The organism is Nocardia jiangsuensis, assembly GCF_042650385.1.
Taxonomy (GTDB): domain Bacteria; phylum Actinomycetota; class Actinomycetes; order Mycobacteriales; family Mycobacteriaceae; genus Nocardia; species Nocardia jiangsuensis.
In genome coordinates, this window is record NZ_JBHSAX010000017.1 from 493,015 (window position 1) to 507,174 (window position 14,160).

At 75.8% G+C, this 14,160-nt stretch carries 1 protein-coding gene (only partly in view); it reads left to right on the forward strand.

Annotated elements, in window-relative coordinates; genetic code table 11:
* Window positions 1-14,085, forward strand: partial view of a WXG100-like domain-containing protein gene (locus tag ACFO0B_RS21430; protein ID WP_378614306.1) — the 3' portion only. 17,391 nt of this gene lie to the left of the window's left edge; 14,085 of the gene's 31,476 nt are visible here — the last part of the coding sequence; the start codon falls outside the window, past its left edge; its stop codon occupies window positions 14,083-14,085.
* The last annotated feature ends 75 nt before the right edge of the window (window positions 14,086-14,160 follow it).

A 14,160-nucleotide genomic window follows, 5' to 3' on the forward strand; every position in this document is an offset into this window, starting at 1 on the left:
GTCGGCCCGGCGGGCGAGTACGAGAGCGCCACCGTGCGGTTCCACCGCGCGGCGGAGGTACCGGGTGGCGCCCCGCCCGCCGAGCCGCCCGCGCCACGCCCGGACCCCGAACCCAGTGCGTGGCGCATCGAACCGGGCGACCCAGGCTCCGAGCAGGTGCACCACCTGCTCCGGCAGACCGAGACCGGCCGCGAGGCGGAGCGGCTGCTCGCGCGGGCGGGCGCCGACGTCCGGTTCGGCGGTGCGGGCGACGTCTTCGACGGCCGCACCATGGCGGTGGTGATCAGCCCGGAGAACCGCGGGCACGCCGCGCGGGCGCTGGAGTACGTGCGGGCGGCCGCGCTGGCCGAGGCGGTGCTCGCCGGTGACGTCGAGGTGACCCGGAGCCGGCTGCTCGACCAGGGCAGGGACGCGGCGGTGGCCGCCGGGCTGCGCGCCGAGGCGGCGGCGCTCGGCAGGCAGGCCGAGTTCGCGCGTGAACTGGAGTACGCGGGCATCGACAGCACCGACACCGCGCGGCGCGACCCGATCGACACCGTACTCACCCGCGGCATGTACGACCGCTACCTGGCCGCGCACGACGCCGCGCACGCCGCGGCCCGCGCCGCCGAACCGGGGGCGCCGCCGGAGCACTGGCGCGCCGCCGCGCGGGAAGCGGGCACCGAGGCGCTGCTCGACCTGGACATCGGCTCCCGCCCGGACACCGACGGGGTGCCGCTGCGGGACGCGCTGAACCGCCGCTTCGACGAACAGACCGCGCCGATCGGCGGCACCGAGTTCCGGCCGCCGAGCACCGAGGCCGACCGGGCACAGCAGCGCATGGTGCGCGAGATCGTCCGGCTGCGTTCCGAACTCGCCGATCTCACCGATCGGCGCGACCGGCTGCTCGATCGGATGCCGCGCACCGCCGAGCTGCCTGCGAGCGCGCGCGGCGGCGACTGGCACCGGCTGGCCGAGCAGGTCCGCACGCTGCGGGCGAGCAGCACGGACACCGGGATGCGGGCGCTGCACGACCTGGCCGACCAGCGCGACGCACTGGTCGCGGAGCGCGACCGGACGGCTGAGCGGCTCGCCGTCGCGGTCGGGCGCGCGGTGCTCGACGCCGAGGTGCGCGGGGGCGGCGGGCGCTGGGCGAGCGAGGGCGTCGCGGTGCTGCCGGGGGAACGGCCGCGGCTGCTCGTGCTCGACGGCTCCGGCGAGACCCTGGCCAGGGTCGACGCGGTGCGGCGCACCGATCCGGAGGTCGCCCGGATGCTGACGCACGGTGATCCGAGCGTGCAGCGGCTGCGGGTCCGGGTGGATTCGCGCGGCAACGTCACGCACGACCGCGGCCACGTCGACCTGAGCGCCGAGCGGGCGGCGCGGCCGCCGCTGCTCGACCCCGCCGCGCGGCCGCCGGAGCCGCCGCGCTCGCTCGGCGCCGGGTTCGACCTCACCGATCCGGCTCGGCTCGCCGTCCTCACCGAGAGCCTGCGCGGGCGAGTCGGATCCAGCGCGCCGGGGCGGTGGGCGCTGGAGGTGCTCGACCGCAACGGCGTGCGGATCCACTACTCGGACGCGCCGGACGCGCGGGTGCACGCCGCCCGCGGCGAGCGGCCGGAGCTGGGCCGGGCGACGGAGTGGGACCCGGCGACCAACAGCGTGGTGCTGCCCCCCCGGCAGCTCACCGACCACCTGACGCCGGCCCTGATCCGGGCCGCGACCATGGTCGAGCTGTCCGCGCGCGACCCGCTCGCCCACCTGACGCTGACCAGGGACGAGTACGTCGCGGCGATGCTGGACCGGCAGGCCGAGGCACACGCGCGCGCCTTCGAGCTCGGCGCGACGCACTGGAAGCAGCTGATGTCGCTCGGCATGCTCGCCCGTTCGGCGGTGACCGACCTGGAGGGGCGGCCGCGCGGCCACCAGATCGGGCGCGACGACCCGCTGGCGCGGACCTACAACGATGCCTTCGCCGCTGCCAGGCAGATCGCGCAGCGCGCGTACCGCCGGGTCGAAGCGGTCACCGATCCCATGCTGGACGCGGCCGCGTTCCGGGCCGGGATGCGCGCGGTGCGGGCCGAGCTGGCCGACCGCGGCCCGCTGGTCGACGGGCGCGACTACGCCGCGCACTACGCCGCCGAGTGGGACCGGGCGCACGGCAGGGAACCGGGCGACGCCGACCCGCCGCCGCTGCCGGACCGGGAGCGCCCTGCGTTCCGCGAGCGGCTCGCCGCGGAGCTGGCGACGGAGTTCTCGATCTTCCGGATGCTGCGCGAGACCGGGCAGTTCGTGCCGGTGAGCCCGGCCGAGCGCGCCTACACCGACGCTCACGATCGCGCGGTGCGGCGGGCCGAGCACCGTGCCGATCCCCGCATCGATCCGCGGCGGGCCGGGGAGGAGGCAGGCCTGCGGGCGCTGCGCAGGCAGCTGGCGCGGGCCGGGGTGGCGGCGACCGAGGTCACCGTCGACGTCGCGCGGCGGGCCGGGGACAACGCCGTCGAGTACCGGCCCTGGCCGCTCGACGCCGCCGAGCAGGCCATCCTGAGCGCGCCCACCGATCCCGATGGCTCGTACCGCGCGCCCGACCTGGGCAATCCGGCGGAATTCCCGCCCGCGCGGGACAGCTCCACCGATCGTGCGGCGGAGCTGTCGCGCGGGGTGGTCGAGCTGTTCGCGGCCCGGCTCGCGGACGCGCTGAGCGCGCGGGACGCCGCCGTTTCGGCGGGCGACCCGGAGCGGCTGGCCGCCGCCGAACGGCGGCTCGACGGCGCGGAGCGGGCGCTGACCCGCGCGCTCGACCGGAATACGCTGCTCACCGCCGGTGCCACCCCGGTGACCGACCGGGTCGGGCTGATCCCGGGGCAGCGGCCCCGCCTGTTCGTGATCGGCCGGGGCGATCAGCCGCCCGCCCGCGTCCTCGCCGAAGCCGTCGCGAACCACCCGTTGCTGGCAGGTGCCCTCGCCCGCGACGAGGTCCGGATCCAGGAACTCCGGCTCGACGGCGACGGCCGCACGGCGGTGCACCCCGTCGACCCGGCCGAGGTGCGGGGTAGCGCGGGCGAGTTCCTGGAGTCCGGCGGCAGCAGGCGGCCGCGCGACCTGTACGACGTCGACCAGCAGGACGCGTGGGCGGCGGCGGCCTACGAGCAGTTCCGGGCGACCGACGACGATCTCGCGCCGATGGCGGCGGCGCTCGCCGACGCACCGCGGGCGGACGGGTCCCGCGGTTTCACCGGGGCCGAGCTGGAGCAGATCAAGAACCACCTGTTCCGCGAGGTACATCCGCTGACCCGGTACGACGAGCGCGGCCGCGAAATCGGTGTCGAGATGCGGCACTACGACGCCGATCCGGACATCGCCGAGGCCTGGATGCGGATGACGCTCGGCAGGACCAGGCCCGACGACCTCATGCTGCTCGAGCACGAGCTGGCCGAGGCGAAATACTATGTGGACCACCCGGGGGCCACGTACCGGCAGGCGCACAGGTACGCGCACGGGCGCTTCCCGTGGGACGAGCGGGTCATCTACCGGACCGGCGAGGACATCGAGGAATGGAGGTCGGCGCTTGGGCATGTATCTGGTGTTCCGGCTGGAGTCGGAGACGGACGAGGCGGTGACGTACCGGTTCGGGGGAGCGGACCACCGGTACGACCGGGAGCTGACGATCACCAAGGCGGACTACACGGTGACGGTGGCGGACGGCAGGAACGACGCGATGGCGGTCCGGACGGCGGGGACCGCGATGAGCGGGCACCGCAGGGACGGGATCTGGATGGCGGCGGGCAACTTCCAGTCGTAGACGAGCCGCGGCAGTCCGGGGGCCGCGAGGGGCCGCGCTCCGGCGAGCCCTCCGAGTGGTTCAGCGCCCAGCGGCTCGCGCAGGCGGAGTGGAACGCGAGGATGGCGGCCGAGCACGCCGACTGGCTGCACCGCGTCGCCGACGAGCAGCGGGCGGCAGGCGATCCCGCGCACGCCTGGACCCGGATCCGCGCCGCCATCGCCGACGGCAACGCGGACTGGGCCGCCGAGCGGCTTGCCCAGCGCCGCGAGGACGCCGGGGATGCGGACGCCGCGGAACGCGTCCGGCGGGCGGCCGCCGAGCGCAATGCCGCCCGCCCCCCGCTGGATCTGGAACGCCCGCAATCAGCCGCCAGCCCGGAGGGCGCGGCTACCCCGGAGGGCGCGGCTACCCCGGAGGGCGCGGCTACCCCGGAGGGCGCGGCTACCCCGGAGGGCGCGGCTACCCCGGAGAGCACGGCCGCCCCGGAGAGCACGGCTACCCCGCCCAGCACGGCTACCCCGGAGAGCACGGCCACCCCGGACAACACCGGAACCCCCGCCGACCTCGCCCCGCGCCCGGACACCACCCCGGCCTCCGAGGGCGAAACCGGGCGCCCCGAACCGGATGCGGAGCCGGACCCGCTGCAAGCGGTCCGCGACTTCCTCGCCGATGTCGCCCGCGACGACGCCTTCCAGGACCCCGACCCCCGCCCGGAGCGGGAACAGCGGCACGCCCGCCGCCTCCTCGACGCTCTCGGCCTGCCCGAACTGACCCGGCACCCGGACCCACTCGCGGTACTCGCCGAGATCGCCGAACTCGCGGTGCTGCGCGGCGCCGTCGACGAGGGCACCGACCCGGTGCGCCCGCTGCGCCCGGAGGACTTCGACCCGGCCGACCCCGAGCAGCTCTACGGCGCCGAGCCGTACTGGCGCACCGAGGCCGACCCGGCCCGGCTCGCCGAGATGGACGCCGAACTCCGCCGCATCGGCATGGACGGCGACGGCACCGAACCGCCCCGCGCCCTCGACCCCGCCGCCAGGCAGCGGGTCGAGCCGGAACAGCCGAGGCAGCCGTCCGAACCCAGGCTGGAGTCGGCCGCCGAAGCCATCGAACGGCTCCGCACCCACTTCGGCCTCGACCTCGCTGCCCTCACCGAGGAGCGCCTCGCCCACACCATCGCGGACCGGCGCTACCGCACCCTGCTGCGGGCCGCCGCGGTGGAGGCGCTCGCCGACGCGGTGACCCGGCACAGCACCGCCACCCCCGACCGCGCCCCGCACGCCGCGGCGCACCGCGACCGCTGGTCCCGCCGGCTCGGCCTCGACCCCGCCGTGGTCGCCGCCGACCCGGCACGCGCGATCGACGAGCAGCGCGCCGCGGTCCGGCGGGAGGCCGACGCCGTCGCCGACCTGGCCGACCTGGTGCAGGTCGCGCGGCTACCGGAGCCACCGGACGGCAGCGCCCGCCGGTACGCCGCCGAGGTCGGCGGCGAGCGCGTCCCGGTGCGGCTGGTCGCCGACGGCGAGGGCTGGCGGGTCGAGGAGCGCGACCGCCGCCCCGCCCCGCCCATCCCGGGCACCCCACCCGCGCGGCCCGAGCAGCGCCCGACGTCACGGCTGCGCCGGATCTGGGACCGCGTGCGCGGCCACAGCTACACCGGCCACACCCCCAAGTACCCCTCCGGCTCCGGCCTGGACGGCCAGGGCCAGCAGCAGATCGTGCACCTGGCAGGCGACGTCGCCAACTCCGACGTGCTCACCGACTTCCAGGGCAACCCGGCGCGCATCGCCAAAGAGGGCGCGACCATGTGGAAGAAGCGCGAGCTCATCCCGTTCCTGCGCCGCTTCACCGCCCGGGTGCGGGACCGGGCCGCCGAGTACGACGTGCCGCGCACCAGGGCCGGCGAGGAGTACAAGTACTGGCTGGAGGAGGCCGATCCGGAGCTGGTGCGCCGGGAACTCGGCGTCGAGCTCGACGATCTGCGCCGGATGGAGGAGGCCGCCGAGCAGCGTCCGGATCCGGCGCTGCCGCCCGCCGACACCGCGGCACCGCCGCCGGGCGAGCGCCTTGCCCGCTCCACCGCGGAGATCCAGCAGCTGCTGCGCGAGCGGGCCGAGGCCGAGGAGCTGCGCGACGAGCAGGCCCAGCGCCTCACCGACCTCGCCCGCGAGCTCGGCATCGACCTGCCGGAGCGCAGTGCGGAGGGGCTGCTCCGCGCGGTGCACCTGCTGGAGTACCAGCAGGCCCGCCGGATCGGCGCGCTCTCCGGGCTCGCCGAGGCCGCCAGGCGCTACAACGCCGAGGACGCCGAGATCCCCTTCAGCGGCGAGGTCACCTTCTTCGACGCCGACCCGATGACCCGCTTCCTGCGCGAGGTGGTCCGGGCCAACGGCGGCGACCCCGCGCTGCTGGACTGGCAGGGGGTGAACAACGGCGGCGAGCCGAGCCGCGACTGGGGCGACCTGCACGACACCGACCAGCCGGGCACCGACACCGGCCGCGCCGCCTACTTCGAGAACGCGCTGCGCCGCGACCAGATCAAGGACGAGCGCGCCGTCTGGGCGCAGCTGCTCGGCGTCGACCTGGAGAGCTTGACCCCGGACCGGCTGCGCCGGACCCTGGACGAGCAACTCGACCGGATCCACCGGCTCGGCGACCGGCTCGGCGAATTCCGCGACACCGCACAGCAGTTCGCGCGGAACGACGGGACGGCCCGCGATCTCGACGCCGTGCTCGCCGACCTGGCGGCCCGCGAGTGGGTGCTGGTACACGGCGGCACCGTGCTGGACGACGGCGTCGCGCTGGTGCCGGGCGAGGGTGCCGCGCCGACCAGGCTCGTCGTGCTGGACGGCGGGCTGGAGCACGACCGGGTACTCGCCGACGCGCTGCGCCGCTTCCCGGAACTCGCCGACCTGGTCAACGGCGAGCACGTGCCGGTCGAGTACCGGATCGCGGTGGTCGGGCCGGACGGGCTGATCCGGGTCGCCGAGGCAGGCACCCCGCAGGTGCGGCACGTGACCGCTGACATCGACGGCAGGCGCGCCGAGGTGACCCTGCTGCGCGACGGCGGCGAGGAGCGCTGGCGCCCGGTGCCGGATCCGCCGCCGGTGGCCACCGAGGTGGACGACAGCACCGTCCGCAGGCAGCGCGAACTGCTCGACGCGCTCGGCCCGGACCGGCTGCGCGACTTCCGCGACGAACTCGCGCACCGGCTCGGCATCGAGCCGGAGGTGCTGCGCTCGCCCGACCGGCTCGCCGCCGAGCTGGCCCGGCTGCGCTACGAGAACCTGCTGCGCGCCGGGCAGATCGAGTCGATCATCGACTACGCGCGGACCGCATGGGACATCGACACCTACCACGCGCACACCGACGCGCGGAACCGGCTCGCGCACCGGCTCGGGCTCGACCCCGGCGATCTCGCGCCGGACCCGCTCGCCGAGCGGATCACCGACCCGGAGATCCGGAACTCGCTGCGCTACCAGCAGGTCGAGTCGTTGGTGAAGTACGGCAACCTGCTGCGCGAGGTGGACGCCGATGCGGTGCTCGCCGCCCGCGACCTGCTCGCGCACCGCCTCGGGATCGACCCGTCCGAGCTCTTCCCGAAGAAACACTCCAAGGATCTGCTGGCCTACCTGCCGGATCCGGGCGGGCTGGACGCCGAGGCGCTGCGCGATGCGATCGCGGCGCGGATCCGGACGCCGGAGGGGCGGGATGCGGTGCGGCAGGCGCTGGCCGAGTACGCGGACACGCTCGTCCGGCTGGATCCGTACGACCCGCTCGCGCACCCGGAGACGGTGGATCCGCGCGTCACCGACGTGGAGTTCCCCGCGCATCCGCGGGCGGTGGCGCACCTGCGCGCCATCGTCGGCGACGTCGATCTGTTCACCGACGCCTTCACCGGGCGCGGGCTCCCCGATCCCGGCGACACCCCCGACCGCGGCTCGCTGCGCGCGAGCCGGGACTGGGCCCGGCTGGCAGGTGTCGACCTCACCGCGGGCGATCCCGAGCGCTGGGCCCGGGTGTACGAGGTGTACCGCGACGGCAAGCTGGACCAGAAGGAGCGGCTCACCCCCGCCCAGCTCGCCGAGGAGCAGAGCAAGCTGCGTGACGAGATCGCTGAGCGGGACGCGGAGATTCGCGCGCTCGCGGAGATCGCCGCCCGGCTCCCCGATGCGCAGGGCCGCCTCGACGAGCCGCCCCGCGGCCTCCCCGGCCCCGACGCCCCGCCGCCCCCCTCCGCCGGTGGCGGCGCAGGCGGCAAACCGCCCCCCTCCCGCCCCGCCCCGCCCACCCCCGACGAGCCGGACCCCGACGACTCCGACCCGACCGCCGACTCCGGCGGCTCGACGCGGGAGGTGCCGCGCAGCGGTGACAGGGTCGATCTGGACGGTCCGACGCGGGAGGTGCCGCGCAGCGGTGACAGGGTCGATCTGGACGGTCCGACGCGGGAAGTGCGGCGCGACGGTGACAGGGTCGATCTGGACGGTCCGACGCAGGAGGTGCCTGCCCGTCCGGCCAGCGCTGCCCCGCAATCCCCGGAGCCGGACGTCGGTGCGGCCCGCCCGCACTCCGGCACGCTCGGAACCGACGACGGCGCACCCCGTCCCGACCCCGACGCGGACGACCCGCACCCGGGCCGGGACGACGCGGCCCGCGCGCACCGCGACGCCGTCACCCGCCGCGACCAGCTCGCCGCACGGGTCCGCGAACTCGCCGCCGACCTGCCGATCCGCGAGCCGGGCGCGCTCGACCCCGCCCGCATCACGGCCACGCTCAGGGAACTGCGCGGCTGGCACCTGCCCGACGAGCAGTCCGCGCGGCTGCGCGAGCTGACCGAGGTGGCCCGCTCCTACGTCGAGGCCGACGCCGAGGTCGCCGAGCTGGCCGAGCGCGTCGGCCTGCTCGCCGAGTACGACCGGCTGCTGCGCGAACGCCAGGAGCTGGTGCGCGAGCGCGAGTTCGTGCGCGCCAAGGCCGACGGTCGCGCCGCCGATCTCGGCGTCGACGCCGATGTGCCCTGGGTGCGGCGAGATTCGGACAACAGGGACGACATCATCCGCGCTCTGCACGCCGACGCCAGGGTGGACGAGGTCGAGGTCACCGGCGGCATCGACGAGGCGAACCGGAGCGAGCGGCGCGATGCCGACCCGGCGGAGCGGCAGCACCGGCTGGAGCGGCTGCGCAAGCTCATCGAGGCCACCGGCCGGTACGACGAACTGGACGAGCAGGTCCGCCGGATCGAGCAGCGGCTGCGCGATCTGGAGCGCGCGGGCGTCGCCTGGCACCGCCCGCCCACCGCCGAGGTCGGCGCCGAGATCGACCGGCTGGCCCGCGAGCGCGCCGAGGAGCTGCGCGCCGTCAAGCCGCGCCGCGCCATGCGCGACGATCTGGCCGCCCGCCTCGGCGTGCTCGACGAACAGGCGCTCGGCCCCGACCTGGACCGCACCGTCGACGGGCTGCGCCGGGCCGTCCCGGACGAGCTGCGCGCAGGCGCGCTGCGCCCGGACGAGGTGCCCGCCCGGCTGCGGCGGATCGACGCGCTCGCCGACGCCGCCCGCGACGTGCACGAGACCCAGGAGCGGGTCGGCAGGCTGCAGGACGAGATGGCCCGGCTGGCGGGCGCCTGGCGCGAGGTGATCGCCGAGCGGGGCGGCCGGATGGTGACCGACCGGGTCGGCATCGTCGAGGGCGAGCGGCCGCGGATCATCGTGCTCGGCGGCCGCGCGGACCCGGCGGAGCCGCGCGGCGCGCACGACCGCGCGCTGCTGGACGCGCTGCGCGGGGACGCCGCGGTCGCGCAGGCCATGGTCCGCCCGGAGACGGTGGTCGAGTACCGCCGGGTGCTCGCCGACCGGGCAGGCGCGGTGCGGGTCGAGGACATGCCGCCGCCGCGGATCGAGCGGATGTCGACCGGCTGGACCGGCGGCAGGCGGCTGGACACGACCCGCTGGCAGGATGCCGACGGCACCTGGCACCCGGTCGACCCGAGCCGCCCGGACTGGATCGCGGGCCGGGACGGCGGCGGCGTCCCGAAGAAGTACTCCACCAAGGACCTGCCGGACGGCGTCAGCGGCTGGGCCATGACCGACGTGGTCAACGACATCACGCTGCCCGCCGACGACGTGCCGGCCGGGCAGGTGCCGGAGAGCACCCTGCCGGTGCACATGCCGCAGGCGCCGTCCCAGTACGACACCTCCGGCCTGCCGCCGGGGAGCACCGTCTACACCCAGCACTGGGGCTCCGACGCGTACAACGTCGTCCGGCTGCTGCTGATGGCCGCGCAGGCGCCGAAGCATCCCGCGGTGCGCGCCTGGATCCAGGCGCACCCGGAGATCGGGCGCTGGGTGCAGGCAAGGCCGTGGCTGCGGCACGTCCCGCCGTTCGGCACGGTGTTCCGTGACTACCCGTGGTTCGCCCCGCCGGAGCGCAATATCCAGCCGCTGCACCGGCCGTGGGATCCGGCCGAGCACGGTAACCCGGCCGACCGGGTGGAGATCCCGGAATCGCTGCGCCGGGAATGGGAGCGCGACGTCGCGAACTGGCAGCGGGTGCAGGACTGGGCGAACGCCGAGTACGACCGGTTCCTCGTCGACGACACCGATCTGGACCGGATCGCCGACGGGCTGGAGAACCACCGGCGGGCGCAGCGGTTGCGGGACGCGCGCGCTGTGGTCGACGAGGTGCACGATCGGCTGGTCCGCAACCACCCCGGCATCGACCCCTCCCGCGATGTGGCCGCCCAGCTGCGCGGGATCGATGACGCCACCGACCGGGTCGCCGCGGAACTCGCAGCCCGGTTCACCTCGGACGACACCGATGCCATCCGGGACACCATCGCCGACCTGCGCGAACTCGTGCTCGCCCCGGACTACCCGGACAACCTCGCCGGCGAGCGGCGCCCCGGCGAGACGCCGGAACAGACGCTGGCCCGGATGCTCGCCGACTACATGCGCGAGCCCGACCTGCCGCGGTTCACCCGGGAGGAACTGCGGCACATCAAGGATCACCTGATGCGCGACGCCCACCTGGTGCGCGACTACACCGATCCGAGCGGCAGCTACCTGCGCCGCCCGATGGACCGGCTGGCCGATGTCGCCGAGGCGTGGAACCGGCTGCTCGCCGGCGAGCCGCTGCCGCAGGACCTCGTGCTGCTGCAGGACGCGCGCGCCGAGGCCGAGTTCCTGCGCAGGCACCCGCACGCCACCTGGCGGGATGCCAATACGCACGCCGTCGGTCTCGGCCACCACTGGGACGCCGACCGTCCGCCGCTCACCGGCTGGCGCGCAGGCATCCCGTACGCCGCCGACCCGGTCGCGCCGGACCATTCCCTGATCGGTCCGGCCGCGCCGGGCACCCCCGCCCTGCCGCCCGCCCCCGGCGACGACGTGCCCCGGCTGCGCACCGAATGGGCCGATGCGCTCGCCGAGTACGAGCGGGCGCTCGCCGACCGCGATGCCGCCCTGCGCGACCTGCGCGTCGACCCCTCCGAGATCGGCGAACCGGGCGACCGGGACCGCCCGCTCCGGCAGACCATCGACGACCTGCGCGACCGCACCCTGCGCCTCGACGAGCAGGAGCCCTTCCACCAGCGGGTGAACGACCTGGAAGACGCGGTCGAGCGCATGGACCGCGCGGCCGCCGACCTGGCGCGGCTCGACGCCGAGCTCAGGGCCGCCGCCGGACCGGAGGTCGTCCCGCTCGCTCGGCGGCTGGCCGATGCCGAAGCCGCGCGCGATGCCGCGTCGGCGGCGGTGCGGGAGGCCGCGCGCGGGTTGCCGGTCGAGGCATCGGAGCTGAATTCGCCGGATACCTTCGACGACCTGCGGGCGCGGACCATGCGCGTCGATGAGCAGCAGGCGTGGCAGGACCGGGTGAATGCGCTCGAGGACGCGGTGCGCGCCCGCGACGCGGCGGTCGCCGAGCTCGAGCGGCTGCGGGCCGAGGTCGAGGCGCACCCGCCGGTCACCAGGGAGGTCCCGCAGGTGCCGCAGGCGGATCGGGCCGCCCGGGAGCCTGCGGATGCCGAGACGGCGCAGCCCGCCACCAGGGAAGTGCCCCAGGTTCCCGGACCGCAGCCACTGTCCGGAGCGGACCGGGTGCGCCACGACCTGGCCGATGCCGAGGCCGCGCGGGACGCCGCCGGAGCCGCGGTGCGCGACGCCATGCGTGGACTCCCGGTGCACGAAGCCGATCTGGGCTCGCCCGATACCTTCGACGACCTGCGGGCGCGGACCATGCGCGTGGACGAGCAGCAGGCGTGGCAGGACCGGGTGAATGCACTCCAGGACGCGGTGCGCAGGCACGACGAGGCCATCGCCGAGGTCGATCGCAGGCAGGCCGAGCGCGACGCCGGCGACCCGCTCGGCCGCGCCGAACGTGAGCTCGCCGCCGGCCGCGATGCCGAGGCGAGGGCGCTCGCCGCCCGCGACGCGGCCCGGCACGGTCTTCCCGTCGACACCGGTCTTCCGCTCGACGAGCAGCTTTCGCAGCTTCGCGACCGCACCATGACGCTCGACGACCAGCAGCGCGTCGACTCGTACGAGGACGCCGCCCGTCGCTACGACGACGCGGTCGCCGAGCGGGAACGGCTCGAGGCCGGGGTGGAGTCCGTGCGGCGCGACGAGGAGGCCGGGAGTCGCAGCGGGCGAAGTGTGCCCGGGGCGGGCGATCGTTCGGGCCCACAGGATGTCGACGGGGGAGCTGGAAGGCGGGCGGATGGCGGCGAAGCGGGCAGCCGCGCGAATCGGGGCGGCCCTGTCCCGGATCGGGACGACCCGGGCGGCGTGAGCTGGCGCTCGCACGTGCCGAAACTGCCGCACGAGTACGACTTCGACGGTCCGGACACGCCGGATATTCCGATTCTCGACCCGGCCCCGTGGCCGCTGCCCGAGCTCCCGCCGGAGCAGCCACCGCACGAGCCGCCGCCCCCGCGGCACCCGCCGCGCCCCGAGCCGCCGCCGAGCCGCCCCGGCTCCCCGCAGGTCCCGGTGTCCCCGCCGCCCGCCGCAGGCCCGATTCCCGAGCCCCCTGCCCCTGCGCCCGACCCGGACCGCCCGCCCGGCCCCGCGGACCCACCGCACCCCCCGGACGGCACCGATCCTGATTGCCCGCCGGAGCCGAACTGCCCGCCGCCCGGCGACGACCCGAACTGCCCGCCCGGCGAGCACGACCCGGACTGCCCGCCGCACGGTGAGGACCCAGCTTGCCCGCCCGGCGGGCACGACCCGGCTTGCCCGCCGCCCGGCAAGGACCCGAGTTGCCCGCCCGGCGACGAACCGGACTGCCCACCGGACGGAATCGAACCCGAGCACCCGCCGCGGATGCCGCCCATCGGCGAACCCGGCTTCCCGCCGAGCCCGCCGCCGCAGTATCCCGGTGCTCCGGGTAACGGCGGCTGGAATCCGGGCGGCCCGCAACTGCCGCCGTGGTGGGACGGCCAGGCCGCCGACAACGGCGGACCGCGGGTTCCGAGCAACGGTGTGCCGAACGGCAATGGCTGGAACGGCAACGGCTGGAACGGCGACACCGGGAACGGCAACGGCTGGAACGGCGACACCGGGAACGGCGACGGCTGGAACGGCGGCAATTCCAACGGCAACGGCTGGAACGGTGACGATTCCAACGGGCACGGAGGTGTTCCCTTCCCCGGCAATGGCTTCGGCGCCGATGGAAGCGCCCCCGCGGGCAACGGCTCCGGCACGAACGGAGGCACGCCGTCCCCGTCTGCCGACCGACGCCCCCTTCCTCCGTTCCCGGTCGACACCACCCCGCCCGCCGACCGACCCCGGCACCCGCACCACGGGGCAACCGAGCCGAACACGAATCCGAGCGGCACCCCCGTGCCCCCACCGGTCATGCCGCCCCCGGGCGGCGCCACGCAATCGCCGGCGAGACGCCGAACCGGCACCACCCGGTACCCGCAGGACCGCAGGCAACCGGCCATCATGGTCCAACCGTTCTCCGGATTCGGCGTGACCGCCCAGTTCGACCCGGCAACCGGCGGCCTGCACGCCATCGGCGTCCCCACCGGCCCGGCATCCGGCGTGTACGGCGACCTCGGCGAGGTCACCGTCGTCTTCTACCGCGGTCAGCGCGGCTTGGCGCTGCGCATCGGCGACCAGCCGTTCGATCTGGAAACACCCACGATCGCGGTGGAGTGGACGCGACCGGAGCGGCGCACGACGGTGCTCACGGTGCTGGCCGGCGGCGAGACCGCCTGCCGGCTGACGTACCGCTCGCTACCTGCGGAGCTGGACCTGGGCCTGCTGGTGCACGACGTCTGCGCCGACCCGGATCGCAGAGCCGGGGTGTTCCCGGGATGACCCCGCCCCGCTTCGAGCCGATCACCCGTCCGGGAGCCTGTGCCAGGATGAGTCCCGGACCCCTGCTCGGACACC